Source organism: Ruegeria sp. CL6 (assembly GCF_056536465.1).
In genome coordinates this window covers 514,737-540,160 of the sequence record NZ_JBQFPR010000003.1, presented here as the reverse complement: position 1 = coordinate 540,160, position 25,424 = coordinate 514,737, and the positions used below count along the sequence as shown (strand labels likewise).

Here is a 25,424-nt window from a genome sequence, read left to right as displayed (position 1 = left end):
TAGTATTCTGAGAGCCGGCCTCCGCTGATTAACCGGCCCGTCAATTCGATGTAGAATTACAGGCTAATGATGATTGGATGGCTTCTCTGGCAAAGTTGAAAACTTCGTTTTCGAGAAGCTTGTCACAGTTTTAGCCAGACAGGTTCGCGTTGAAAGCCGGATGTAGCGTAGCTTCCTTTCGAAACCCGGCGCTTAAAACCACAATCGTAGCTCGAGCTCAGTGAAAGAGAGGATAAAGCAGACGTTCGCAACCTATCCTCCAACGGCAAGTTTGGGCTCAGAGCAGACGTTCGGCAGAATTCAGTGAAAGTCTGCTACGCGGACAAAGCCGTCTCAGGCCGGCGCTGCAGATTTCGCATTTCCACCGACAACCCACAAACACAACACCGCAAGCAAAACCTCTATCGCAAATGCGGCAAGAATGTTTTCGGATGGCCAACCATCGAGGACGAAACTGATCGTCCTGCCCACGGCGAAAGCTGAGAAAACCGTAGCCCCAAGCAAGGCTGAGGCCTGGACCAACTTTTTGTAAAATGCTCCGCACAAAATGATCAGGCCAAGTACCGCGAGATTGGCAGCAGGTGCACGCAACTCACTCATCAGGTTTGGCTGCGGCGAGAGTACGATGCCGTAGTTGGCGTAGAAAGACTGTGGGTCCAGAGTGATGGCCAGACCTATAGCGAATGCAGTTAATCCGGACATGCCCAAGATAAGTCTGCCTCTAAGTTCAGGTTTCATGTTTGTCTCCAATGTCCTTTGGCCTGGCTTAAGCGGCTTTGGTCCACGCGCCAGACATTTCAGCTTTGTTTGCGAAGTCGGCGAAGTCGCGTGGCGCGCGTCCAAGCGCACGCTGGACCCCGTCCGCGAGGTTCGCATTGCGCCCGTCCAGCGTTTCACGCGCGATGTCCGTAATCACATCAGCAATCATCTCGCCATTCGCATGGGCAATTTCCGCGTGGAAGTCTTCGAATGAAATTGGCAGGTATTGCACAGTCCGTCCCATGGCACGCGAAAGCTCTGCGGCAATGTCAGCAAACGTCATGAGGCGTGGTCCCGTGACCTCGTACAGTTCGCCGTCGTGTCCTTCTTCTGTCAAAGCAGCTACGGCAACATCGGCGATGTCGTCCACGTCGATGATTGGTTCGCGTACATCACCGGCGGGCATCGGCAAGACACCTGCCATGACCGGACCAAGCAATGCCCCTTCAGAGAAGTTTTGTGCAAACCATGCTGCACGAACGATAGTGAACGGAACTCCGGAATTGCGTACGACTGCTTCCGCTCGTTCCGCATGAAACTCGCCACGCCCGGTTAGCAGCACAAAACGCCGTAATCCCTTTTCACGAGCCAATGCTGTGAAGGCTTCGACTTGCTCAACCGCGCCTGGAAAAGCGATGTCAGGAAAGTAAGAAATATAGGCAGACGAGACGCCTTCCAGGATTGCGGGCCAGGTCTGCGGTTGTTCCCAGTCAAATGGCGTTTCACTGTTCCGCGATGCGCGCCGGACTGTCTGCCCTTTTTCTTCCAGACGTGTCGCGATCCGCGATCCGGTTTTGCCTGTTGCGCCAAGTACAAGAATGGTTTGCTGTATCATTGGTCATCTCCATGAGTTCACTTGATGGCCCGAAATTAGGCAATCAATAGAGATGTTCTATTCTTCAGAATCCGATATTCTTATTCGATCGTCCAAATTCGATAGACGAAGAGCTAAATTTCAGCCAAGGTCCCCACATGAACAAGGTTGAACCGCATGTCCCTGACCCAGATGCACTGGCACAGCCGATCGGCGATCCGCTGGGGGAAATCCTCCATTTGCTGAAATTGACAGGTACATTCTATTGCCAGTCCCGCATGACTGCACCATGGGGCGTATCGATACCGGGATTTCCCGGCGTACTGAGTTTTGCGGTCATCACACACGGGCGGTGCTTGATGAAGGTCGGTGACGATGACCCGTTCGAGGTCGAAAAAGGCGATCTGGTCTTGATGACCAACGGAGCTCCGGTCGGTTTCTTTAGCTCAGATGACACGCCGCTTTTGACGCTGGAGGAGTTGCCCATTCGCAAGGTAACCGAGCTTTATGAAACACTGGAATACGGCGGCGGCGGCGCGGAGACGGGCATCATGTACGGCTTGGTCCGAATAGATCACGCCGCCAGTGATATGTTGATGCGTTTGCTTCCGGATGTACTCAAAATCGACCCGTGGGAGGAGGACGCCGGAAGCTGGTTACAGGCAACTTTGCAATTCATCGCAAAAGAGGCGCGGGAATTGAGACCGGGCGGCGAAACCGTGATCACGCGACTGGCCGATGTGGTTGTCATTGAGGCCATTCGTCGTTGGCTGAACAGCGCACCCGATGCAGATCGAGGCTGGTTAAAAGCTGCGCGAGACCCGCAGATCGGGCGCACGATAGTCGCGATTCACCGTGCGCCTGCTGCGGGTTGGACAGTCGAGTCTCTCGCGGAGGTTGCTGGTATGTCCAGATCCGCTTTCGCGGCACGGTTTACTGAGTTGGTAGGCGTTCCAGCAATCCAGTATCTTGCAACGTGGCGTATGCACCTTGCCAGCGAAAGGTTGGTGTCCACCGATCAACCAATCTCGCAGATTGCCGCTGACATCGGATACTTGTCAGAGCCTGCGTTCAACAAAGCCTTTAAACGGGTATTTGGCGCACCACCGGGAAAAATCAGAAAGAACGGAGTTCATTCCGTATCCAGGCGAAACTTGAGAAACTGAGCATCTTCGTATTCGATCTCGCCGATGTGTTTGGCACCGAGTTTCCGGAGCGCACCCAGATTTTTTCTACTTGGTGGCAGCAGAAACGTGACAAAGGGGATACGTTTGTCAGCAATCGCAAAGTCGATTGCCATTTTGGAAATCCGTTTCCCAAGGCCAAAGGCGTCGGGCCGCAAAACCAACCCAAAATCCCATTCGTCATCTTCTTTTTGAAAGCCCCCCCAACCAACATACCGACCGCCTGACAAAAATGCCCAATGTCCAAGACCGTCCCGTGCCCAGTAGCCTTCCTTCTTGGCGATAAACTCTCTTGCGACGTCAACATTCCATTTGAACGTCAAAAGCGGCATATGCTCTGCTACCCGGGGGTCGGACATATGAACCGCAATGTCATTCGGATCGATTTCCGAAAGGCGTGCAAATGAAATCCCATCTTTTATCATTATACTCATTTGATGGCCCGAGCTGTCCCTTGCATGCAAAGTAATTATGGCGCGAATACTGTTTCACAGCTTTCTCGCGACAATGTACCGGCTCGGCAATAACCCGGCTTGATCCGCTGTCTCGACGATATCGAAGCCCGCAAGTTCAATGGCGAGCTGGAGTTCAGCTACGGATACAAAATTTACGAACGGAGCTTTCCCGAGCACCTGCATAATCGGGATCGCTATTCGGCTGATTATGCCATATTTGAACCCTCCACTCTCTGGAGCGCAAACGGTCTTGGAAATGAATACCCCACCGGGTTTTGTAAGGGTCGCAATGTGTTCGAGTGCATGGCCCATATCGGGCACAAGGTGCAGTAGATTATGTGCGAGGACAGCGTCGTAAGAACCGTCGTTAGGATCGTGCTGCAGAACCTCGGCCACTTTGAACGTTACATTCTCCAGCTCTTCTTCAGCGAGTTTTTCGTTGGCGATTTCGATCATCCCCGGTGCGAGATCGGTGGCAGTGACTTGAGCCACATGTGGTGCCAGTAGCAACGCGGTTGACCCCGTCCCACACCCGATTTCCAGCACGCTGTCTTCGGCTTTCAGGTAGGACTTTGTACGTTCGAGCGTGTTCAGATACCCTTCCATATTTCGGATAGGATCAGCCGCATATTTGCGCGAAATCTTGCTCCAAAATGCGGTATCTTTGGACAATGCAGCCATATCGTTTCTCTTTTCCTTTGTTGTCACCGCAGCCAATATCTTAAAACGCCGATTTATTAAATTGCCAGATATTGCAGAACTGTTATGCATTAATGCATGAATTGGAAGGCTATCAACTTCGATTGGAACCAGGCTCGGTCCTTTCTTGCAACGGCAGAAGAAGGCTCGTTTTCCGCCGCGGCGCGCGTGCTTGAGCAGACCCAGCCAACCGTCGGTCGTCAGGTCGCCGCGCTGGAACAGGCGCTTGGCGTCACCTTGTTTGAAAGGGTTGGCAAGTCGCTTAATCTGACAACAGCCGGTGCTGAGCTTTTGGTGCATGTCAGTGAAATGGCAAATGTCGCTAACAGAATTTCTCTGACCGCAACAAGCCAGTCACAAGCAGTTGAAGGGCAAGTCAGGATCACTGCGTCCGACGTGATGTCAGCCTATCAGCTACCGCCTATTCTCAAACAGATCAGGCTCGCGGCACCGCGGCTTGAGATCGACGTTGTCGCAGCAAATGACATACGAGACATACAGCGGCGCGAGGCAGATATCGCAATTCGGCATGTGCGCCCGACACAGCCGGATCTGATTGCAAAGCTCGTGGCAGAAGCGACGGCACATTTTTACGCTGCCCCTTCATACCTCGAACAGGTTGGGCGACCACGAAATGAAGACGAACTTGCTAAGTTGGATTTCGTCGGCTTTGGCGATGTTGACACGATGATTGGATTTCTCAATCCGGCTGACATCGAAGTAACCCGCAAGAATTTTCGGATTGGATCGCAGAGCGGGATAGTGTCATGGGAGCTTGTGCGCCAAGGCTTCGGCATTAGTGTTATGTCAGACGATGTGGCGGCCCTTACACCCGGTGTGGAGCGTGTTCTGCCCGAACGCGAACCATTCAAATTTCCTATCTGGTTGGCCACACACTCTGAGTTACAAACAGCGCGAAGGATCAGGTTGGTTTTTGATCAGCTTGCAGACCATCTCGGCTCGCGGACAAATTATTGAACGTGCGTTGGTCTGGTGTCGTGAACCGGAGTCTGCTTCGGGCTCAGTGCAGACATCTGACAAAAATCGTCGGATGTCTGAGGCGAGATCATAAGCGGACATTCATTGATCGGAACTCTCTCAAAAACCGTGCCGTTCAAAGACTAGTGTCAGACTTTTCTCCTACACCCGATCTGACGATATCCATCTCATCTGAGGCATAGGGCTTTAGCAGTTCAAAGGCCTGCGCTGCGCTGCCATTCAACCAGGCCTCATAGTCACTAGGACGGAGTATGACTGGCATTCTCTGCGGATGTATCGGACGCACAATGTCATTCGCTGAGGTGGTTATCACAGTATACGCTGGAACCTCTTCTGGGCCCTCTTTGCCTTCGTATCGCGAGGCCTGCCACATCCCGGCAAACGCAAATGGTGGGCGAGCCCCGGAGCCCTTGAGCGCGAACCAGTGGTATGTGGCTGGATTGCGCCCTTGCGCCTCGCAGAACGAACTTGCAGGTATGAGACAACGGCGCTCTTCGAAACTGTTCTTCCACAGCCCGCTCTTCAGGACCTTGTCGTCACGCGCATTGTTCCAGGCATGAGGTTGCAAGATGGCGCCAGTCTTTTTTGATTTCTTGGTCGTTCGAAACCCCCAGGACAGAGACACGAGTTCACGCGCCCCGTCTTGGTCCTTCCTGACGATGGGCGCCATGTGCTTTGGGTAGATTGCTGAAAGCGGCTCCGCGTTTCCGAGCCTGTCTTTTTCTACAGCGACGTCGAATAGCTGCCGCATCGCATCTGCCGGTGTCGTATTCGAATAGAGGTTACACATTAATCTGCCTCACTTACCTTAGCGTCTACGAAAAATAAGTGGCGAACAACAGTTCAGCCCACGATGGCGGAAGCCACGGCTTCGCTAATCCTGAATGCATTTGTACAGCATCCCTAGGACATTTGAGAGAGCGACATAGATGCGGGCACCTGTACGACCTTGCCTGGTGCGTCTATCGAATGCGCAAATGATCGCAATTTGGCATCCATTATGCTATATAAAATAGACACTTATTCCTAAATGCTTTCACTTTCTGAGAACAGAGGAGTCCACTGTGCCAACACAGCTCTTCAAGCCCGGTCATTCTGGTAATCCCGGCGGGCGACCTAAACTGGACCCCGAGACAAGAAAGTTGATCCAGTCGAATGGCGAGATCGCTGTAAAACGCATGAACGATCTTTTGTCGATGGATGAACTCTTCAATCGCATAGATGGGAACGGCGAATTTTTATCAGGAAAACTCTCTGGCAAAGAACAAATCGCTTTGTTGGCCCTAGCTCAAGACCGAGCCTTCGGACGAGCAGACGGTGTAAGCGTTACACATACCCACAGCGGAACTGTCGGCATGAGCGTCAATCCAGCAAAGCGGCTTAAAGACATCAGCGACCGCTTTCCAGAAAGGTTGGCCCAGCAGAAGGTGATTGAGCCAAAACTGGATGACGTCGAGTAGTCTCCAACCATCACGTAGCTACTGCCGGGTTTAGAGGTTTGGGTTTGTGCCTACAGGCCATGCGCCCGCGCACGTAACGCGATGCCATGCCGTGGTAGACCCTCCGACTGCTTACCATGAAGACAGGGAGACCGTCGTGATGTTCCCAGACTACATACCAAAAGGAAACCGTGTCCCATTGCGGTGCAGATCCGATCTGTTCGGGGGCGAATGATGAAGAAACCGAAGGCCGAGATCAACAACCCCGTACTGTGTCAGTTGGCGAAGGATCTCGGTGTCGATCCCTCTGAGTTGCTCGCCGATAGCCCGCGCGGCTTGAGCTTTGGACAGACGGTGAAAGAGCGATTGGCGGAAGAAGGCGAATAAGTGGTCTTTTGGCATCCTATGTCCGCACAATGTCCGCATCAAGCATCAAATGAAGCGAATGAATGATTGTTTTTAATTTTTTAAAACAGCTACTTAGATCAATTTATGTTTTTAAACCACTATTAATCCTCGGCTCAGAGCCGTGGCGATGGCGTGGGTTGTGTTCTGCGCCCCGAGCTTTGCGCGCGCGCTTTCGATGTAGACGCGCAGCGTATGCTCGGAAATTGACAGGGAATGAGCGACCTGCGCCCGGTTATAGCCCAGCGCCAGCAAGGTCATTGAATCCACTTCTCTGGGCGACAGTCCGCGCGGCGCATCCGGCTGCCTGTCACTTTCAAACTCCAGCGCCTTTCGATTGAAAAAATGTGCGATCAGGATCAGTTCGCGCCCGTGCGTTTCCATGAAGCCTTTCCAGGTTTCATCGTCGCAGGAGTGATTCACTGTAAACAAGGCGAATTGCCCGTTGGGGCCGCGGATCGGGATCGAATAACCTTGGTTACCCACTCCGTGCTCCAAAGCATCCCTAAGAAAGTTCTTCGCAACCTTTCCCGACCAATCCAATGTTTTCCAGTCGACGGGATGGAACCGTTGAAAGCACCCCAATATCACGGGGTCAATTCGATGGTAGTTCTTCTCTCGGTACCGTTCGGCCCAGGTATCAGGATAGGTTGTATAGCCGTATTGATCACCGGCACCGTCTACCCAATGATAAACGAGATGTTCGATCTGCAACCGGTCGCGCAGCCGAATGGCGACTTCGCCAAGTTCGTCAAGCGTGTTGGTGTTTTCCAAGTCCTCCAGAACCTGGCTCAAATCGAGTTGTATTCCCATCCGCGGGTGCCCGTGCCTCATGCTTCGCGGACGCGGTCTCGGCTGCGGCGATCAGTTTGGTGTCATCCAACTGTTCGGCAAGCGCGGTCAGGCCGTTCTCAACAGCGAAGGCGTTGAGGTCCGACAACACGTCCAGTATCCACTCATTTTTCGCCATCCAAAGTCACTCCGAAACAGTTAACGAAGGGTTAATACAACTATAGCATGTGTTATATTTTTTGCCATATTCACCGGTTTCTACTCCCCTAAAATAGCGGGAGCCTCACCAGTAAGACCCTGTAATCATTTAATATAGGCAAAAAAGAAAACGCCCGCGAACCGAAATGACGGTTCGCGGGCGACGATGATTGGCTTGCAGAGTGTTTAGCCGCGCGCGTCCAGAACTTCTTCCAGGGTACGCATACCTGTCCGAGGTGCCTGAACCAGAACCGACATGTTGCCGGGCTTATGCTCGTTCCGCATCATCTTCATGTGCGCTTCGGGCAGTTCATTCCACGAGAACACTTCGGACATGCAGGGGTCCAGACGACGCTCGACCATCAACTGGTTCGCAGCCGACGCCTGCTTTAGGTGCGCAAAGTGTGAACCCTGCAGGCGCTTCTGGTGCATCCACATGTAACGCACGTCGAAGGTCAGGTTATAGCCAGTGGTGCCGGCACAGATCACAACCATGCCGCCCTTTTTCACCACGAAGGTCGACACCGGGAAGGTGCTTTCACCGGGGTGTTCAAAGACCATGTCAACGTTCACACCCTTGCCGGTGATGTCCCAGATCGCCTTGCCGAACTTGCGGGCCTCTTTGAACCACTCGGCATATTCCGGCGTGTTCACCGTAGGAAGCTGACCCCAGCAATTGAAGTCCTTGCGGTTCAGAACGCCCTTGGCGCCCAGACCCATCACAAAGTCACGCTTGCTCTCGTCCGAGATCACACCGATCGCATTCGCACCTGCGGTGTTGATCAGCTGGATCGCGTAGGAGCCCAGACCGCCCGAGGCACCCCAGACCAGTACGTTCTGGCCGGGCTTCAGGTCATGTGGTTCGTGCCCGAACAGCATCCGGTAGGCAGTGGCCAGCGTCAGCGTGTAACAGGCGCTTTCTTCCCAAGTCAGGTGCTTGGGACGCGGCATCAACTGTTGTGCCTGTACGTTGGTGAATTGTGCAAACGATCCGTCGGGCGTCTCATAACCCCAGATCCGCTGGCTGTCCGAATACATCGGGTCGCCGCCGTTGCACGCTTCGTCGTCACCGTCATCCTGGTTGCAGTGGATTACGACCTCGTCGCCCACTTTCCAGCGCTTCACTTTGTCACCAACGGCCCAAACAATGCCCGATGCATCGGAACCGGCGATGTGGAAAGGCTGACCGTGGCCATCAAACGGGCTGATCGGCTTACCAAGCGACGCCCAGACGCCGTTGTAGTTCACACCGGCGGCCATCACCAGAACCAGCACCTCGTGGCTGTCCAGCTTGGGGACGTCGACCACTTCTAGCTGCATCGCCGTGTCCGGCTCGCCGTGGCGCTCTTTGCGGATCGCCCACGCATACATTTTCTTTGGAACAAACCCCATCGGAGGGATTTCGCCCATCTCATAGAGGTCTTTTTCCGGCGCGTCGTAGGACGCGATACCGCTGTCGGTGTCCAGAGCCATGTTGGCCTCCTTTGTTCTAATCATTCGCCGCGATGCAGAATCGCTTGCATTAAGTGATGAGATATTGGGCCTTGAGAAATATTGCAATAGATTTTGGGGTCATTTTGTAATTTTATGACCCAGCGGATGCAGAAATTCCCTTTGCACCCGCAGCATGCTTCGCATTTTCATTCAGCGGAGCCGAAGCCGCGTAGTATTCAAGAAGGTCAACACGTTGTCCTGATTGACAAATTTTTCCACTCTCGCGTTTCAAAATCCGACGCTCAACCAACTGGTCCAGCGCGGCCACGATTGAAGCCTGATCCAGAACGTCCAAAGTTCCGTCACGTCGCATAAGATCGGCAATCAGCGTCCGCGCCTCATCTTCCGGCATCCCTCCTTTCTCTCGGATCAGCCAGCAGGCAGCGGGAACTGGCACCAATGGAATCGCATCCCTGATGCGCGCCATAAGCTCTCGCGCCAGGTCTGTCGTCACATCCTTGTCCTTGTCCGCCTGAAACACCTGTAGTGAGATCGGCTGCCCGTATCGGACCGAGGCCACGCCGAATCGCTTGTAGCGACCGACCAGCTTTCGCCCGATCTGTTTGAGTATCCACATCGTGATCACTCCGATCCTGGCGCGGAAGCGTCGTTGGTTGCCAAGCGCGGCCTTCGTCAGAATCGTATCCTCCAGCACTCGATCGTAGTTCAGCGCAACTGGAACAAAGACAACATCCTTGCCTCCGGGCTTGATCCCGTCGATGAGGTATTTGAGCAAACCCAGTTTTGGCCTGCCCAAAGCACCGGTCAGGCTAAGCCCCCCTTCGGGAAACATCGCCTGTGTCACGCCCGCTTCGGTCGCTTGCCGGACGTAGCAGGCAAGCACTTCTCGATACAGTTCGCTGCCTGATTTTCGGCGGATAAAGTAGGCGCCCATTGCACGAATGAGCCTGCTGAGCGGCCACACCCGCGCCCATTCACCCACCGCGTAGGACAGGGCCGATTGATGCGCCGCCAAGTAGGTGACCAGAACGTAATCCATGTTACTGCGGTGATTCATGACAAAAACAACCGTCGCATCGGGATCAATATTCTTGACGGCTTCTTCGTCCTGATAACTAAGCCGCACGTCGTAAAACGCGTTGCTCAACATCCGAGCCAAACGGATTGCGACGCTAAAATAGGCAACGGCGGAAAACGATGGCACGATCTCGCGGGCATAGCGCCGGGCCTGCTCGAAGGACACCGCTTCGGGAACGCCGATTTCCCGCGCGCGATCCTGCACCGCCTTCCCGACCTGCGGGTCATAGATAAGACGCTGAATCCTGTCGTGCCGCTCGGCCAGCTTGAAGGGCTGGATCGGTCGCTGCAGGCGTTTGTTCAACCGCTTGACCGCTCGCTCAAGTCGGCGACGAAAGAACCACCGCACCGATGGGAACAGAAAATGCGAGGCCAGCGTGACCGCGGCAAACACCAGGATCAGCAAAAACAGCCAAAGCGGAAGTTCCACGGTCTGAGTCATGCGCGCACCCTGCCAGCAAACGTTGCGTCCTACAATCAGAAGAACCCTGAATGCCGCGACGCAGCGAATTGACATATCCCGAAAATTGCGCTTTAGAACCCATGAACGTAATTTTCTTACCCACCTGAGATATGAGGCACGTTATGACGCAGACGCAGAAAGATCGCCCCTGGCTCATCCGAACCTATGCCGGTCATTCCACAGCCAAGGCATCGAACGCGCTGTATCGTGGGAACTTGGCCAAGGGTCAGACCGGGCTTTCCGTGGCTTTCGATCTGCCGACGCAAACCGGGTATGACAGCGACCATACTCTGGCACGCGGCGAGGTTGGCAAGGTGGGTGTGCCGGTCAGCCATCTGGGGGACATGCGCGTTCTGTTCGATCAGATTCCGCTGGAGCAGATGAACACCTCGATGACTATCAACGCGACTGCGCCGTGGTTGCTGGCGCTGTATATTGCGGTGGCCGAGGAACAAGGTGCAGATGTATCGAAACTGCAAGGGACCGTTCAGAACGATCTGATCAAGGAATACCTGAGCCGCGGCACTTACGTTTGCCCGCCGAAACCGTCGCTCAAGATGATCGCGGATGTGGCCGAGTATTGCTATTCCAACGTGCCGAAATGGAACCCGATGAACGTGTGTTCCTATCACCTGCAAGAGGCAGGCGCGACACCCGAACAAGAGCTGGCCTATGCGCTGGCAACCGCAATCGCAGTGTTGGACGAGTTGCGCCCACGTGTTCCGGCCGAAGATTTCCCAGCGCTTTGTGGTCGGATTTCGTTCTTCGTGAACGCAGGCATCCGGTTTGTGACCGAGATGTGCAAGATGCGCGCCTTTGTGGACCTGTGGGATGAGATTCTGCAGGACCGTTACGGTGTCGAAAACCCCAAGTTCCGCCGCTTTCGCTATGGCGTGCAGGTCAACTCTTTGGGCCTGACGGAACAGCAGCCTGAAAACAACGTCTACCGTATTCTGATTGAAATGCTGGCTGTGACCCTGTCCAAGAAAGCCCGCGCCCGAGCGGTGCAGCTCCCTGCATGGAACGAAGCGCTTGGCCTGCCCCGCCCGTGGGATCAGCAGTGGTCCATGCGGATGCAGCAAATTCTGGCCTATGAAACTGACCTGCTGGAATATGAAGACCTGTTCGAGGGCAACCCCGCCGTAGACGCCAAGGTGGAAGAGCTGAAAAACGGCGCGCGCGCCGAGCTGGCCAACCTGGATTCGATGGGCGGTGCGGTTGCGTCGATCGAGTATATGAAGTCTCGCCTCGTCGATTCCAATGCCGAACGCCTGAACCGGATTGAGCGGAACGAAACAGTTGTGGTCGGCGTGAACAAATGGACCGACGGAGAGGCTTCTCCCCTTCAGACCGAAGATGGCGGCATCATGGTTGTCGATCCGGCGGTTGAGCAGGAACAGATCGACCGCCTGAACGAATGGCGCACCCAACGGGATGACGCGGCAGTCACCGCAGCCCTGGCTGCACTGCGCAACGCGGCGCAGACCGGAGCCAACGTCATGGAACCGTCAATTGCCGCCGCCAAAGCAGGTGTGACCACGGGTGAGTGGGCCGAGGAAATGCGCAAGGTCTACGGCACATATCGCGGGCCGACCGGCGTTTCGGGGTCTGTCTCCAACAAGACCGAGGGGCTTGATGACCTGCGCGCCGCCGTTGACGCGGTCAGTGACCAATTGGGCCGCCGTCTGAAATTCCTTGTCGGCAAGCCGGGTCTGGACGGCCATTCCAACGGGGCGGAACAGATCGCCTTCCGCGCGCGCGACTGCGGCATGGATATCAGCTATGAAGGAATTCGCCTGACGCCCGAGGAAATCGTGACCGCCGCGATTGACGACAAGGCCCACGTGATTGGCCTTTCAATCCTTTCCGGCAGCCATATCCCGCTGGTGCAGGACGTCATTGACCGTCTGCGGGACTCTGGTTTGAACGACGTTCCGGTTGTGGTCGGCGGGATCATTCCCGACGAAGACGCGGCGAAGTTGAAGGCTATGGGTGTTGCCAAGATCTACACGCCCAAGAACTTTGAGCTGAACGCGATAATGGGCGATATTATCACCTTGGCCGATCCACAAAATATGGCCGCTGAATAACAGCCCTTTTACTTTCCGTTTTCTAAAAACCTATTCCCATTTCAAAAGGGGATAGGTAAAAACCATGTCTGTAATTAATATAAGCCGCTAGGGATACGGCCCTATTGACTTTGGCATGGAGAATAGAAATGGGAATTGATCTGGAAAAATTGTCGCGCAAGGAATTAATTAAACTGCGTGATCAGATCGAAAAGGCGCTTAAAAAAGCGGAAATACGCGAACGGCAAGAAGCGCTGAAGGCTGCGGAACAGGCGGCCGCTCAATACGGTTTCTCTTTGTCAGATTTGGCAGCAGAAGGGGCTGCCGTGGGGAAAGGCTCTAAAGCCAAGGCAAAGTATCGCAACCCCGCCGACCCCTCGCAAACCTGGTCCGGTCGCGGGCGCAAGCCGCAGTGGATACACGACGCGCTTAAGTCTGGCGCAAGCATCTCGGACCTGGAAATCTAATCGGGATTTGAAACAAGATGACAATCCATATTGGCGCTGAAAAAGGCGAAATCGCAGAAACAGTATTATTGCCGGGTGATCCTTATCGGGCAAAATGGGCCGCAGAAACATTTTTAGACGACGCAAAACAAGTCAATAATGTGCGCGGCATGTTGGGTTTCACCGGAACCTGGAAAGGGAACCCGGTTTCCATTCAAGGTAGTGGAATGGGAATGCCGTCATTGTCGATTTACGCGAACGAACTAATTCGCGATTTCGGAGCCAAAACCCTGATCCGGATCGGATCGTGCGGAGGGATGCAAGACAGTGTCAAAGTCCGTGACGTTATCCTGGCGATGACCTCTACAACGCTGAGCACCCCGTCGCGCGGCATCATGAAGGAACTCAACTTTGCCCCCTGCGCGGATTGGGGTCTGCTGCAAGCCGCGGCCCAAGCGGCCGAGGCCAGTGGTACGCCGACCCACATCGGAGGCATCTATTCCTCGGACGTGTTCTATGACGAGCGGCCCGACCTGAACGAACAGATGGTCCGTCACGGCATCCTTGGCGTCGAAATGGAAGCGGCCGAGCTTTATATTCTGGCGGCGCGACACAAGTGCCGGGCTTTGGCCGTTCTGACCGTTTCCGATCATTTGCTGACCGGTGAGGCTCTGCCCTCCTCCGAACGGGAAAGCAGCTTTGGCGATATGGTTGAAATCGCGTTGCGTGCCGCGTTTCCGAACGCCGCCTAAACCTGGAAGGGGCGCTTAGGGCGCCCTTTCGGGATTATTTCCTCAGGCAAGTTTTCGGGGAATCCGCCCCATCCTGCTGCGCCCCGCAGTAGGCGCAGACCCAGACACCTTCCTTGCGGTGCTGACGCCATCGGCAGTCACGTGTCAAAGATGATGTCCGTGACCGCCAGATGAAATACGCAAAAACGCCAGCGGCCGGTAGTAGCAACAGAATGGGCATGCTTATGCATTGCCCAATCTTTGCATGAATTCAAGCGGCGTTGGCGTATTCAAACAGGTCTGGTTCGTGAGCGTCAGACACTAAAGGTTCCGGCGTATAGTAGGCCCAAGCCTGTTCCAGCGCTTCCAACGCCTCGTCTGCTTTGGTCTTGATGTTTTGGTCCTGCATCGGAGCGATCCTTCTTCGATTGAATCACTCCTCCCTGCGCGCAAGATAGTGCCGAGCAGGGGAGGCCAAATCGCATTGTTTTGCAACCTCGCCATGCGCTTGCCGCAAGGCGGCAAGCGCTGATTTTACGCGCAACTTAAACCGCGCGTTCGACCATCATCTTCTTGATCTCGGCGATCGCCTTGGCCGGGTTCAGACCTTTCGGGCAGGTCTTGGCACAGTTCATGATCGTGTGGCAGCGATACAGTTTGAACGGGTCTTCCAACTCATCCAGACGCTCACCCGTTGCCTCGTCCCGACTGTCGATGATCCAGCGATAAGCATGCAACAGGGCTGCGGGGCCGAGATAGCGGTCGCCATTCCACCAGTAGCTGGGGCAAGAGGTCGAGCAGCTTGCGCACATCACGCATTCATACAGGCCATCCAGCTTTTTGCGGTCTTCGATGGACTGTTTCCATTCCTTCGCAGGCCGGTTGGTCTTGGTTTCCAGCCACGGCATGATCGAGGCGTGCTGCGCATAGAAATGCGTCAGGTCGGGGATCAAATCCTTGACCACCGGCATGTGCGGCAGAGGATAGATCTTCACGTCGCCCTTGATCTCATCCATGCCATAGATACAGGCCAGCGTGTTGATCCCGTCGATATTCATCGCGCACGAACCACAAATCCCCTCGCGGCAGGACCGGCGGAAGGTCAATGTGGGATCAATCTCGTTCTTGATCTTGATCAGCGCGTCCAGAACCATTGGGCCGCAGCTATCCATATCAACGAAATACGTATCAACGCGCGGGTTCTGTCCGTCATCCGGGTTCCAGCGATAAATCTGGAACTTGCGCACATTGGTTGCGCCTTCGGGCTTTGGCCATGTCTTACCGGTGGTGATCCGGGAATTCTTGGGGAGGGTCAGTTGTACCATAAGTTCCTCTCCTTAGAACGTCCGCGCTTTGGGCGCGATTTTGTTCAGGCTGATGCCGCCTTCATCCTCGGTGGTCAGAGGATCGACGATAACGGGGCGATAGCTGAGCTCGACCTTGTTGCCTTCAACCCGGCTAACCGTGTGAACGCGCCAATTTTCGTCGTCACGCTCGGTGAAGTCCTCATGCGCGTGCGCACCACGAGATTCCTTGCGCGCCTCGGCCCCTACGATTGTGGCCAGTGCGCTTGGCATCAGGTTGGTGAGTTCCAGCGTTTCCATCAGATCACTGTTCCAAACCAACGAGCGGTCAGTAACCTTGAGGTCATCCATCTTGGCGGCGATGGCCGTCATCTTTTCGACGCCTTCGGCCATTGTCTTGGCGGTCCGGAACACGGCTGCGTCGGCTTGCATGGTTTTCTGCATCTCAAGCCGCAGATCAGCCGTCGGGATTGACCCGCTGGCGTTGCGAACAGCGTCAAACCGGTCAAATGCCTTATCGACCGAAGCCTGGTTCAGTACCGGGTTCGACGCGTCGGCATCGACAACCTTACCTGCCCGGATCGCAGCCGCGCGGCCAAACACCACGAGGTCGATCAGCGAGTTGGACCCCAGACGGTTTGCACCGTGGACCGAGGCACATCCGGCCTCACCTACGGCCATCAGGCCCGGCACAACAGCGGTCGGATCATCGGCAGTCGGGTTCAGAACTTCGCCCCAATAGTTCGTCGGGATACCGCCCATGTTGTAGTGGACAGTCGGCAGAACCGGGATCGGCTCTTTGGTAACATCGACACCTGCAAAGACGCGGGCCGATTCTGAGATACCCGGCAGACGCTCGGCCAGTGCTTCGGCTGGCAGGTGACTGAGGTTCAGGTGAATGTGGTCGCCATTGTCACCGTGGCCACGCCCCTCGCGGATCTCCATCGTCATCGAACGGCTGACATAGTCGCGCGGCGCCAGGTCTTTGTACTGGGGCGCATAACGCTCCATGAACCGTTCACCTTCCGAGTTGGTCAGGTATCCGCCCTCACCCCGTGCGCCTTCGGTGATCAGACAGCCCGAGCCGTAGATACCGGTCGGGTGGAACTGAACGAACTCCATATCCTGCAGGGCCAGACCCGCACGGGCCACCATGCCGCCACCGTCGCCGGTGCAGGTATGGGCCGAGGTCGCGCTGAAATAGGCCCGGCCATAGCCGCCGGTCGCCAGCACCACCATCTTGGCGTTGAAAACGTGCATCGTGCCATCGTCCAGCTTCCAGCAGACGACGCCCTGACATTGCCCGTCATCGGACATGATCAGGTCGATGGCGAAATATTCGATATAGAACTCGGCATTGTTCTTCAGCGACTGACCGTACAGCGTGTGCAGGATCGCGTGACCGGTCCGGTCTGCGGCGGCACAGGTGCGCTGCACAGCTGGGCCTTCGCCAAACTCGGTGGTGTGGCCACCGAAGGGACGCTGGTAAATCTTACCTTCTTCGGTGCGGCTGAACGGAACGCCGTAGTGTTCCAGCTCATAAACTGCCTTTGGTGCCTCACGCGCCAAGTATTCCATCGCGTCGGTGTCACCCAACCAGTCCGATCCCTTGACCGTATCGTACATGTGCCACTGCCAATGGTCCGGCCCCATGTTCGACAGGGACGCAGCAATACCGCCCTGCGCCGCAACCGTGTGCGAGCGCGTCGGGAAAACCTTGGTCACACAGGCAGTGCGCAGGCCTTGCTCGGCCATGCCAAGGGTGGCCCGCAGACCTGCCCCGCCAGCGCCGACAACGACCACGTCATATTCGTGCGTTTCGTATTCGTATGCAGCCATTTCTTTCAGCTCCGGGAATTAGAGGGCAATGCGCGCGATGGCGAAAATGCCAGCCGCTGCCGCGCCGTAGGACAGGCAGGTGGTCAGGATAATCAGAACTTTTTCCATCGTGCCGTGGACGTAATCCTCAAGCATCACCTGAGCACCTTCAGCAAAATGCTTGAAACCGACCACGAGCGTCAGCGCCGCCACAATCGCTGGGAACGGGCGTGAATAGTAATCCAGAACCACATCGTAAGGTTGGCCCAGAACCGGTCCAAATGTGAAAATGAACAGCGGGACAAGGATCAGCAAAGCCACCGAGCTGACCTTCATGCTCCAGAAATGTGCTGTCCCGGATTTGGCCGAACCAAGGCCGGTCGCACGTTTACGGTCCGTAAGATAACGCATGTCTGGCCTCCTCAAGCGACGATAAGCAGGGTCAGCAGGGTCAGAACGACCGAACCGATCACGACGGCCCAACCCAGTTTTTGGGCTGTGGGCAGATCAAGCCCGACCGCATTGTCCCAGATCAGATGCCGTACACCGGCCAGAGTGTGATACCACAGCCCCCAAAGAGAGAGAGCCATCACCAGATCCCCAATGACCGAGGTCAGCCACCAGTTTGCGCGCGCATAAGCCTCGGGCGAGGTCGCGGCGGCCAGAAACCACCACACAATCAGCAGCGCGGCAACAATCAGGGCGTTTCCTGTAATACGGGTCAGGATGGATGTGACCGAAGTCAGCTGTGGACGATAAATCGACAGATGAGGCGATAACGGGCGATTGCCCCGATTAACATCGGCCATGGCGGCTCCTTTTCGGTTGGCTTCCGATGGTTTTACTGTTTTTTGCCGTTCTGTCACGTGCTGCATCTGCAAAAAAGCCCATAATTGACCCAAAACGACGGATATTCCAAAATTGTGATCACACAAAATATTGACGTGATCACAAATGATTCCGTCTCGTTGCAGTGTTAGCGTCCTGACCCCCGAATCTTTGCCGGAGTCACTCCAATCCAGCCGTTTGCTGAGTGACCTCTCGCAGAAGTTTTTTACGGATTCTCTCGGGATAATCCTCGAAACCTGCAGCCGAAACCACAAATGCGCCCTCGCCGACGATCACATTTTCAAAGAAATACGCGGTCAGGTCCGGTTCGCTTTCCTCGATGGCGATCGCGTTCACTGTCACACCGTGACGACGCAGAACGGAATGTATCTCTGTCGGCTCAACCCCTTCATTTGAAATCCCATCACCCGAGATATCAATAAGTTGTCGCTTGCACTCGGACACGGCGCTAAAACTTGTCAGCGTCATTTCAAGCGCCTCGCCGATTGCAGTTGAAAAATTCCTCCAGACCCGAGGGTCAGAGGCCACTTGGCTTGCAAAGGCATCAAGTGTTTCAAAGCTGTCTATGCGCGTCCAGGGGATCGTGACCTTCTGGCGCGAGGTACCTGTCCATTGCACCAGCATCAAGCGGGCCTGCCCGCGAACAAGCGCCTCTGAGACGACGGGGTCGCGCAACCCGGCGGCAAGACCATCCATCTGTATGCGGTATTCGCCAGTATCAACGGACCCTGAAACGTCAACGGCCAAAGCCAAAGCCAAATCGCACGCCATGGCCGGAGGCGTCAGGAAAATGCAGGCGGCGATTGAACGAAGCAAAAGCATGATCGCAGCCTAGCACGAATGTTGCCGACCGCGATCACTTCAACGTGGGTGGTTCTTATCAGGTCGGGATCAAGGCCCAGTAGTCGAGATCCAACAAGACGCTGGGCATATATCGCCCATCTTCGTTTTTCAGCTCGAAAGGCTCTCCACCCTTGGTGGCCACCAACCGCAGGCGTATTGCCCCAACACCGGGCACACCCGTTTCGGCCTTGTCCAGAACCTCGGACCAAGCCTTGATGGTATCACCTGAAAAGCAGGGGTTTGCGTGTGCACCAGCGTTCAGGCCAACGATCATCTGAGCGTTCGCCAGACCATTGAACGACAAGGCCCGCGCCATCGAAATCACGTGCCCACCATAGATCAGGCGACCGTCGGGACGGAAAGTCAGGTCGAAATGCACCTTGGCTGTATTTTGCCAAAGGCGGGTGGCCAGCATATGCTCGGCCTCCTCGACGGTTACGCCGTCCACATGGTCGATCTTTTCACCGATCTCGTAATCCCCCCAACGATGCGCCTCGCCCGCTTGGGCAAAGTCGTAGGCCGAGAAATCCAACCCTTCTGGAATAACCAAATCCTTCGGATCCAGTGCCTTTTTCAGCTCAGGCACGACCACTTCCGGTGCGGGGGCGTCGAGGTCGGATTTCCGCACCATGACCCACCGGACATATTCCATGACAGGTTCGTCGCGCTGGTTCAGGCCACGGGTCCGCACATAAACAACCCCAGTCTTACCGTTCGAGTTCTGCTTGAGCCCGATCACCTCGGATTCCGACCGCAGCGTGTCGCCCGCGTAAACCGGTTTCAGCCAGCGCCCCTCGGCATAGCCCAGATTGGCCACCGCGTTCAGCGAGATATCCGGCACCGTCTTGCCAAACACCACATGAAACGCCGCCAGATCGTCCAGCGGGCTTTGCGGCAGACCAGACGCCCGGGCGAACTCGTCCGAAGAATACAGCGCATGGCGGGCGGGATAGAGCGCGTGATACAGCGCGCGCTCGCCGTTGGTCACGGTGCGTGGTACCGCGTGGTGCAGCACCTGCCCGACGGAATAGTCCTCGAAAAAGCGGCCCGGATTGGTTTTTACCATTATTGCTGTCCCAGTTTCATATCGGGTGAATAGTCGGCCGAGACCTCTTTGGTCACGGCCTGCGCACAGCGCATCACGCTGTTGGCGGCGTCATAGGCATAGGACGGGTCGCCATACAGATCCCACCCCTTTGCCAGCGCGTCGGACACTTTGTGGCAAATGGCCGAGGTATCCTCTTCGGTCAGCAGACGATAGAGTTTTGCCATCCTTCAAACTCCTTACGAGGGAAACGGAGACGGACCGACCAGCCCGTGGATATAGCCGATCACGCCAAGCAGCACGATCGAGGCCACAAAGAACATCGCGTCCTTGCCATAGGTTCCGGGTTCGCCCGGTGTCCAATCGGGTTCGGCGCGGTTGATGACAACCACCTCGGTCAGCGCCCACAGGAACAGGCCACCGAATAGTATGATCGAGGCCAGATCGCCATTCACCAACAAATGCGCAAAGGCCCAAGCGCGGAAACCGGCCAGTTGCGGGTGGCGCATTTTGTTCAGCAAACGGCCCTTTTTGCCAGCGGGACTCATCATGAAGATGGCGATCAGCACCAGCAGGTTGTTGATATGGACCATGAAAGAGGGCGGCGCCCAGACGTAGATAAAATCGGTCATGCGATAGCCGAAGATCATCAGCAAGATCGCCGCCACCAACGCCAGCGCCACCGCGCCTTTGCCACCATTTCCCATCGCCGCGCGCTGCGCTGGCATCACACGTTTGAACAGATGCGCAGCCCACCAAAGCGCCACACCGAGGATCAGAAGTACAAAGCCCATGCTGGCTTACCCCGCTTGCAAAATTGAGATTGCCTCAGCTTTTGCCAGAATTTCACGGGCGGTTGCAACGTGCAGATTTTCAACGATCTTGCCGTCCACCACAGCGACCCCCTGCCCTTGCGCCTCGATCTCTTCAAAGGCAGCAATCTGACGTTGGGCCAGGTCAATCTCGGCCTCGGACGGAGCGAAGGCCGCGTTGGTGATCTCGACCTGCGCCGGGTGGATCAAGGTCTTGCCGTCAAAACCCATATCGCGGCCTTGCGTACATTCAGCGGCAAGACCTTCGTCATCCTTGAAGGCGTTATAGACGCCATCCACGATGATCAGCCCTTCGGCTTTAGCGGCCAGCAGGCACAGGCCCAGAGAAGTCATCAGAGGCAGGCGATCAGGGCGGAACCGGGTCTGCAATTCCTTGGCCAGATCATTGGTGCCCATCACAAAGCCCGCCATCAGCGGATGCGCCGCGATCTCGGCAGCGTTCAGCATCCCACGCGGGGTCTCCATCATCGCCCAGATCGGAATATCGCCGGTGATCGCAGCCAGAGCGTCTACATCTGCGGCTGAATTCACCTTGGGCAGCAGAACCACATCGGCATCCATGTCCCGCACAGCCTCGGCATCGGCGCGGCCCCATTCGGTGTCCAGCCCGTTGATCCGCACGATCTTGACACGCGCGCCATATCCACCCGCCGCCAGAGCCGCCTTGAGCGTTTCACGCGCGTTCTCTTTTTCATCGGCGGCGACGGCATCTTCCAGATCAAAGATGATCGCGTCCACCGGCAGGGTGCGTGCCTTGTCCAACGCCCGATCCTTGGAACCGGGGATATACAGAACAGAACGATAGGGGCGCTGACGGGGGTCCATTGGCCTCTCCCTCTTGAAATAAAGTTGCGCGGAATGGGGCATTTTTTGTCGGAAAGTTCAAGGGCAAAATCGCCGCATTGCAGCATACGCGACGCAACGTGCGTTTGTTTAACCAGATTTCGGTGCATCGCCCCCACCCTTTTGCGCAGTTGGAATCGAAAGGGTGCGACAATGAGAAAGACATTATTCAAGATGACGATGGGGCTGGGCATCATGGCTCTTGCCGCCCAGCAGGTTCAGGCACAAAACTGCGCACCCCGCGAGGACATCATACAGCGGCTGGCCGAAACCTATGGCGAAACGCGACGCGGCATCGGCATAGCGCGGCAAGGCGCTGTTATGGAGGTCTATGCCTCGGACTCGAGCGGCAGTTGGACGATCACGGTGACGCTGCCGGACGGGGTGACGTGCCTTCTCGCATCGGGTCAAGCCTATGAGGACGTAACCGAGGCTCTGCCGCCCAATGTTTAGGTCAGCGCGTCCCAGATCAGTTTGCTGCCCGTCAAGGTCAAAAGGACGTAGGCGATGCCAAAGAACAGACGCTCGGACATCATGAAATGTGCCCGAACGCCCAGCCACGCACCAAGAATGGCGAAGGGGGCCAGTAGCAAATCTGCCAGCGCCGTGTGCCATGTGAACAGCCCGAGATAGGCGAAGGGCACGAATTTCACCGCGTTGATGATCCAGAATACCAAGACGGTGCTGGCCTGAAACTCGGTCTTCGACAGGCGTTGCGACAACAGGTAGACGGCGGCGGGCGGGCCGCCTGCATGACTTACGAAACTGGTGAATCCGGCAACCAACCCGGCGAAAAGACCGGCCGAGGGCGGTAGCCGATTGGCAAAACCGCGAATCCAGCCCTTGCTTTGCGCCACATGCCAGATCACGAACCCGACTGAGATCCCTCCGATCAGAAGACGCAAAAGGTCGTCATCAGTCACACGATAAAGCCAAGCCCCCAGTGCAATGCCCGGCACAGCACCCAGGATCAGCAGGCGCGAATCCGGCCAGCTCCAGCGTTTCCAGTAGGGCTTTAGCGTGGCCACGTCGATCACCATTAGGATCGGCAGCATCAGCGCCAATGCCTGCCCCGGCGTCAGGATCAGCGCCAGAATCGACGAGGATGCAAAGGCCACCCCGGACCCAAAGCCGCCCTTGGATATCCCCGCGAAGATTACGGCGGGAATCGCCACGGCAAAAAACATCAAGTTCAACTCGATCATACGGCCTTCCTGAATCGGGTGAAATCGCGCCTCTTGGACGTTACGAAAAACGGTATGCGGTTGTATGCCACGCAGCAGAACCCTTGCACAAATTCAATTTAGCGACTAGCACAACCGCGATTCCAAAACCCATCGGAGATATTCCAAATGGCCAGACCCAAGATCGCGCTGATCGGCGCAGGTCAGATCGGCGGCACGCTCGCCCACCTCGCTGCAATGAAAGAACTGGGTGACGTCGTCCTGTTCGACATCGCCGAAGGCACCCCGGAAGGCAAGGCGCTGGACATCGCTGAATCCGGCCCCTCCGAAGGGTTCGACGCCAAGATGAAAGGCACCCAATCCTACGAGGACATCGCAGGCGCGGACGTCTGCATCGTCACCGCCGGTGTGCCTCGCAAACCGGGCATGAGCCGCGATGACCTGCTGGGCATCAACCTTAAGGTTATGAAATCCGTCGGCGAAGGCATCGCGGCACACGCGCCCAACGCATTTGTCATCTGCATCACCAACCCGCTGGACGCGATGGTCTGGGCGCTGCGTGAATTCTCGGGCCTGCCCCACAACAAGGTCTGCGGCATGGCAGGCGTTCTGGACTCGGGCCGGTTCGCACATTTCCTGTCGGAAGAATTCAACGTCTCGATGCGCGACGTCACCGCCTTTGTTCTGGGTGGCCACGGCGACACCATGGTGCCGTCGGTGCGCTATTCGACCGTTGCTGGTATCCCGCTGCCCGATCTGGTCGAGATGGGCTGGACCACGCAGGAAAAACTGGATGCCATCGTTCAGCGTACCCGTGATGGCGGCGCCGAGATCGTTGGCCTGCTGAAAACCGGTTCGGCCTTCTATGCGCCGGCTACTTCGGCAATCGAAATGGCCGAGGCTTATCTGAAAGACCAGAAGCGCGTTCTGCCCTGCGCCGCCTATTGCAACGGCGAACTGGGCGTTGAAGGCATGTATGTGGGCGTTCCCACAGTGATCGGTGCTGGCGGCATCGAGCGCGTCGTCGACATCAAGCTCAACGAAGAAGAGCAAGCCGGTTTCGACAACTCGGTCAACGCCGTGAAGGGTCTGATTGAGGCATGTAAGGGCATCGACAGCTCTCTGGCCTGATTTCAGCCTTTTCGACATTCCAAACCGGCCCACAAGTTGGGCCGGTTTTCTTTTGCAACGGCCTCTTGATCTGCAACACTTGCAAGAACAGTATTAGCGCAAACACCTCAAACACCCTTTTTGAATGTGTTTTCCAAGGCCCGGAACCATTTATCGAATCATAAATTCATCTTCCGTCATTTTGTGATCACACCTCAAAAAAGTGTGATCACAAAAAGTAAAAATCTCTGTGAAAATGGGCGCTGCCCGCAAAAAGACCTTTAAATTTGCCCTCTGGACATCTCTATAACGGATTAATCGTAGTCAGACGGGACAGTTTCGATGAACATTCACGAATATCAGGCCAAGGCTCTTCTTCGCAGCTATGGCGCTCCGGTCTCCGAAGGTCGCGCGGTTCTGCGCGCCGAGGAAGCCAAAACCGCAGCCGGTGAACTGGACGGCCCCTTGTGGGTTGTCAAAGCGCAAATCCACGCGGGTGGCCGCGGGAAGGGCTCATTCAAAGAGGCCGACGCCGGTGAAAAGGGCGGTGTCCGTCTGACCAAATCGGTCGAAGAAGCCGCCGAAGAAGCCAAAAAGATGCTGGGCCGCACGCTGGTCACTCATCAGACCGGTCCTGCAGGCAAGCAGGTCAACCGCATCTATATCGAGGCCGGTTCGGGCATCGAGCGTGAGCTGTATCTGGCCCTGCTGGTGGATCGTCAAACCAGCCGCATCTCGTTCGTGTGCTCGACCGAAGGCGGCATGGACATCGAAGAAGTGGCCGAGTCCACGCCCGAGAAAATCCTGTCCTTCTCGGTGGACCCTGTGACCGGCTATCAGGCATATCACGGCCGCCGCATCGCCTTCTCGCTGGGTCTGGTAGGCGCACAGGTCAAGCAATGCGTCAAGCTGATGGGTCAGCTGTACCAAGCCTTCGTCGAGAAGGACATGGAGATGCTGGAGATCAACCCGCTGATCGTGGCCGAAGGCGGCGACCTCAAGGTTCTGGACGCCAAGCTGGGCTTTGACGGCAACGCGGTTTACCGCCACCCCGACATCGCCGAGCTGCGCGACGAGACCGAAGAAGACCCCAAGGAACTCGAAGCCTCCAAGTACGACCTGAACTACATCGCGCTGGACGGTGAGATCGGCTGCATGGTGAACGGTGCCGGTCTGGCGATGGCGACGATGGACATCATCAAGCTGTACGGTGCCGAGCCTGCCAACTTCCTCGACGTGGGCGGTGGCGCCACCAAAGAGAAAGTCACCGAGGCGTTCAAGATCATCACCTCGGACGAGAACGTCAAAGGCATTCTGGTCAACATCTTCGGCGGCATCATGCGCTGCGACGTCATCGCCGAGGGCGTTGTCGCCGCAGTGAAAGAGGTCGGTCTGAAGGTTCCGCTGGTCGTGCGTCTGGAAGGCACGAATGTCGAGAAAGGCAAAGAGATCATCAACACCTCTGGCCTGGACGTGATCGCAGCGGACAACCTGAAAGACGGTGCCGAGAAGATCGTGAAGGCCGTCAAAGGCTGATTGTCATCCCGTTGGGTGGGCTTCAGCCCACCTTTCCCAAGACTTCGGCGGGCTGAGGCCCGCCCTACATAGGA

The 25,424-nt window shown here is 56.1% G+C and carries 30 protein-coding genes; 10 read left to right on the top strand and 20 right to left on the bottom strand.

What is annotated here, in order from left to right; all coding sequences use genetic code 11:
- Window positions 1–333: 333 nt before the first annotated feature.
- Window positions 334–738 carry a DUF4345 domain-containing protein gene (locus ACR0LH_RS12285; RefSeq protein ID WP_170412893.1) on the bottom strand — a complete coding sequence of 135 codons (405 nt, stop codon included), beginning with the start codon at window positions 736–738 and terminating at the stop codon, window positions 334–336.
- A 28-nt stretch (window positions 739–766) separates the two neighbouring features.
- Entirely contained in the window at window positions 767–1,594 is an 828-nt protein-coding gene (locus tag ACR0LH_RS12280; protein WP_171127093.1) for an NmrA family NAD(P)-binding protein, read from the bottom strand.
- 137 nt (window positions 1,595–1,731) lie between these two features.
- Here ACR0LH_RS12280 and ACR0LH_RS12275 point away from each other — a divergent pair, with 137 nt between their 5' ends.
- A complete protein-coding gene (locus ACR0LH_RS12275) occupies window positions 1,732–2,739 on the top strand; it encodes an AraC family transcriptional regulator (RefSeq protein WP_170620607.1) in 1,008 nt (335 codons plus the stop codon).
- Here ACR0LH_RS12275 and ACR0LH_RS12270 read toward each other — a convergent pair.
- Together ACR0LH_RS12270 and ACR0LH_RS12265 are read right to left on the bottom strand one after the other, a co-directional pair.
- Complete coding sequence (locus tag ACR0LH_RS12270) at window positions 2,706–3,191, bottom strand: GNAT family N-acetyltransferase (RefSeq protein WP_216598975.1); 486 nt, start codon at window positions 3,189–3,191, stop codon at window positions 2,706–2,708. The genes ACR0LH_RS12275 and ACR0LH_RS12270 overlap by 34 nt on opposite strands.
- A gap of 54 nt (window positions 3,192–3,245) precedes the next feature.
- Complete coding sequence (locus ACR0LH_RS12265) at window positions 3,246–3,893, bottom strand: class I SAM-dependent methyltransferase (RefSeq protein ID WP_253282732.1); 648 nt, start codon at window positions 3,891–3,893, stop codon at window positions 3,246–3,248.
- Between the two features lie 96 nt (window positions 3,894–3,989).
- Here ACR0LH_RS12265 and ACR0LH_RS12260 point away from each other — a divergent pair, with 96 nt between their 5' ends.
- A complete protein-coding gene (locus ACR0LH_RS12260; protein WP_170412903.1) occupies window positions 3,990–4,889 on the top strand; it encodes a LysR family transcriptional regulator in 900 nt (299 codons plus the stop codon).
- A gap of 136 nt (window positions 4,890–5,025) precedes the next feature.
- Here ACR0LH_RS12260 and ACR0LH_RS12255 read toward each other — a convergent pair whose 3' ends face one another.
- On the bottom strand, window positions 5,026–5,700 hold the full coding sequence (locus ACR0LH_RS12255; RefSeq protein ID WP_170620609.1) for an SOS response-associated peptidase: 675 nt from the start codon (window positions 5,698–5,700) through the stop codon (window positions 5,026–5,028).
- Between the two features lie 274 nt (window positions 5,701–5,974).
- Between ACR0LH_RS12255 and ACR0LH_RS12250 the strand changes: the two genes are divergently transcribed.
- Together ACR0LH_RS12250 and ACR0LH_RS12245 are read left to right on the top strand one after the other, a co-directional pair.
- Entirely contained in the window at window positions 5,975–6,370 is a 396-nt protein-coding gene (locus tag ACR0LH_RS12250; RefSeq protein WP_170414934.1) for a hypothetical protein, read from the top strand.
- 213 nt (window positions 6,371–6,583) lie between these two features.
- Window positions 6,584–6,736, top strand: coding sequence for a hypothetical protein (locus tag ACR0LH_RS12245; RefSeq protein ID WP_170414937.1), 153 nt, complete (start codon window positions 6,584–6,586; stop codon window positions 6,734–6,736).
- A gap of 111 nt (window positions 6,737–6,847) precedes the next feature.
- Here the strand turns inward: ACR0LH_RS12245 and ACR0LH_RS12240 are convergent, their stop codons facing one another.
- The 4 genes from ACR0LH_RS12240 to ACR0LH_RS12225 form a co-directional block, all read right to left on the bottom strand.
- Window positions 6,848–7,567 (bottom strand): LuxR family transcriptional regulator, encoded by a 720-nt coding sequence (locus ACR0LH_RS12240; protein ID WP_170485045.1) that lies wholly within the window; start codon window positions 7,565–7,567, stop codon window positions 6,848–6,850.
- The gene (locus ACR0LH_RS12235; protein ID WP_480721157.1) at window positions 7,506–7,724 is read right to left on the bottom strand and encodes a hypothetical protein; all 219 of its coding nucleotides are present in this window, start codon (window positions 7,722–7,724) and stop codon (window positions 7,506–7,508) included. Before ACR0LH_RS12235 ends, ACR0LH_RS12240 begins: the two co-directional genes overlap by 62 nt.
- A 206-nt stretch (window positions 7,725–7,930) precedes the next feature.
- On the bottom strand, window positions 7,931–9,217 hold the full coding sequence (ccrA, locus tag ACR0LH_RS12230) for a crotonyl-CoA carboxylase/reductase (protein WP_170387533.1): 1,287 nt from the start codon (window positions 9,215–9,217) through the stop codon (window positions 7,931–7,933).
- A 112-nt stretch (window positions 9,218–9,329) separates the two neighbouring features.
- Window positions 9,330–10,718, bottom strand: coding sequence for a 1-acyl-sn-glycerol-3-phosphate acyltransferase (locus ACR0LH_RS12225; RefSeq protein WP_480721155.1), 1,389 nt, complete (start codon window positions 10,716–10,718; stop codon window positions 9,330–9,332).
- Window positions 10,719–10,861: 143 nt separating this feature from the next.
- On the opposite strand from ACR0LH_RS12225, the gene ACR0LH_RS12220 reads away from it, so the two are divergent.
- From ACR0LH_RS12220 to deoD, 3 genes are all read left to right on the top strand, one after another.
- Entirely contained in the window at window positions 10,862–12,829 is a 1,968-nt protein-coding gene (locus ACR0LH_RS12220) for a protein meaA (RefSeq protein ID WP_480721154.1), read from the top strand.
- 128 nt (window positions 12,830–12,957) lie between these two features.
- Window positions 12,958–13,275, top strand: coding sequence for an H-NS histone family protein (locus ACR0LH_RS12215; RefSeq protein ID WP_480721152.1), 318 nt, complete (start codon window positions 12,958–12,960; stop codon window positions 13,273–13,275).
- A gap of 17 nt (window positions 13,276–13,292) precedes the next feature.
- Entirely contained in the window at window positions 13,293–14,006 is a 714-nt protein-coding gene (gene deoD, locus ACR0LH_RS12210; RefSeq protein WP_480721151.1) for a purine-nucleoside phosphorylase, read from the top strand.
- Between the two features lie 250 nt (window positions 14,007–14,256).
- Here the strand turns inward: deoD and ACR0LH_RS12205 are convergent, their stop codons facing one another.
- The 10 genes from ACR0LH_RS12205 to ACR0LH_RS12160 all read right to left on the bottom strand — a co-directional run bounded on the left by ACR0LH_RS12205 (window position 14,257) and on the right by ACR0LH_RS12160 (window position 21,502).
- Window positions 14,257–14,394, bottom strand: coding sequence for a hypothetical protein (locus ACR0LH_RS12205; protein ID WP_170485057.1), 138 nt, complete (start codon window positions 14,392–14,394; stop codon window positions 14,257–14,259).
- Between the two features lie 136 nt (window positions 14,395–14,530).
- Complete coding sequence (locus ACR0LH_RS12200; protein ID WP_170414955.1) at window positions 14,531–15,310, bottom strand: succinate dehydrogenase iron-sulfur subunit; 780 nt, start codon at window positions 15,308–15,310, stop codon at window positions 14,531–14,533.
- Between the two features lie 12 nt (window positions 15,311–15,322).
- Complete coding sequence (gene sdhA / locus ACR0LH_RS12195; protein WP_170387519.1) at window positions 15,323–17,128, bottom strand: succinate dehydrogenase flavoprotein subunit; 1,806 nt, start codon at window positions 17,126–17,128, stop codon at window positions 15,323–15,325.
- An 18-nt stretch (window positions 17,129–17,146) separates the two neighbouring features.
- Window positions 17,147–17,518: a succinate dehydrogenase, hydrophobic membrane anchor protein gene (gene sdhD / locus ACR0LH_RS12190; protein ID WP_170387518.1), complete on the bottom strand. Its 372-nt coding sequence runs from the start codon at window positions 17,516–17,518 to the stop codon at window positions 17,147–17,149.
- An 11-nt stretch (window positions 17,519–17,529) separates the two neighbouring features.
- Window positions 17,530–17,916, bottom strand: a complete 387-nt coding sequence (gene sdhC / locus ACR0LH_RS12185; RefSeq protein ID WP_170387516.1) for a succinate dehydrogenase, cytochrome b556 subunit — start codon at window positions 17,914–17,916, stop codon at window positions 17,530–17,532.
- A 199-nt stretch (window positions 17,917–18,115) separates the two neighbouring features.
- Window positions 18,116–18,778, bottom strand: coding sequence for a DUF1194 domain-containing protein (locus tag ACR0LH_RS12180; protein ID WP_480721150.1), 663 nt, complete (start codon window positions 18,776–18,778; stop codon window positions 18,116–18,118).
- A gap of 58 nt (window positions 18,779–18,836) precedes the next feature.
- Window positions 18,837–19,865 (bottom strand): MaoC family dehydratase, encoded by a 1,029-nt coding sequence (locus tag ACR0LH_RS12175; RefSeq protein WP_480721149.1) that lies wholly within the window; start codon window positions 19,863–19,865, stop codon window positions 18,837–18,839.
- Window positions 19,865–20,071 carry a DUF1737 domain-containing protein gene (locus tag ACR0LH_RS12170; protein WP_480721148.1) on the bottom strand — a complete coding sequence of 69 codons (207 nt, stop codon included), beginning with the start codon at window positions 20,069–20,071 and terminating at the stop codon, window positions 19,865–19,867. The genes ACR0LH_RS12175 and ACR0LH_RS12170 overlap by 1 nt, the downstream gene beginning before the upstream one ends.
- A gap of 12 nt (window positions 20,072–20,083) precedes the next feature.
- The gene (locus tag ACR0LH_RS12165) at window positions 20,084–20,638 is read right to left on the bottom strand and encodes an NnrU family protein (protein ID WP_170414967.1); all 555 of its coding nucleotides are present in this window, start codon (window positions 20,636–20,638) and stop codon (window positions 20,084–20,086) included.
- Between the two features lie 6 nt (window positions 20,639–20,644).
- A complete protein-coding gene (locus ACR0LH_RS12160; RefSeq protein ID WP_170485071.1) occupies window positions 20,645–21,502 on the bottom strand; it encodes an HpcH/HpaI aldolase/citrate lyase family protein in 858 nt (285 codons plus the stop codon).
- A 171-nt stretch (window positions 21,503–21,673) separates the two neighbouring features.
- Between ACR0LH_RS12160 and ACR0LH_RS12155 the strand changes: the two genes are divergently transcribed.
- The gene (locus tag ACR0LH_RS12155; protein WP_480721147.1) at window positions 21,674–21,973 is read left to right on the top strand and encodes a hypothetical protein; all 300 of its coding nucleotides are present in this window, start codon (window positions 21,674–21,676) and stop codon (window positions 21,971–21,973) included.
- Here the strand turns inward: ACR0LH_RS12155 and ACR0LH_RS12150 are convergent.
- Window positions 21,970–22,725 (bottom strand): sulfite exporter TauE/SafE family protein, encoded by a 756-nt coding sequence (locus ACR0LH_RS12150; protein ID WP_170644875.1) that lies wholly within the window; start codon window positions 22,723–22,725, stop codon window positions 21,970–21,972. The genes ACR0LH_RS12155 and ACR0LH_RS12150 overlap by 4 nt on opposite strands.
- 147 nt (window positions 22,726–22,872) lie before the next feature.
- Between ACR0LH_RS12150 and mdh the strand changes: the two genes are divergently transcribed.
- Together mdh and sucC are read left to right on the top strand one after the other, a co-directional pair.
- Window positions 22,873–23,835, top strand: a complete 963-nt coding sequence (mdh, locus tag ACR0LH_RS12145) for a malate dehydrogenase (RefSeq protein WP_170414978.1) — start codon at window positions 22,873–22,875, stop codon at window positions 23,833–23,835.
- A 321-nt stretch (window positions 23,836–24,156) separates the two neighbouring features.
- Window positions 24,157–25,350, top strand: a complete 1,194-nt coding sequence (gene sucC / locus ACR0LH_RS12140) for an ADP-forming succinate--CoA ligase subunit beta (protein ID WP_480721145.1) — start codon at window positions 24,157–24,159, stop codon at window positions 25,348–25,350.
- The last annotated feature ends 74 nt before the right edge of the window (window positions 25,351–25,424 follow it).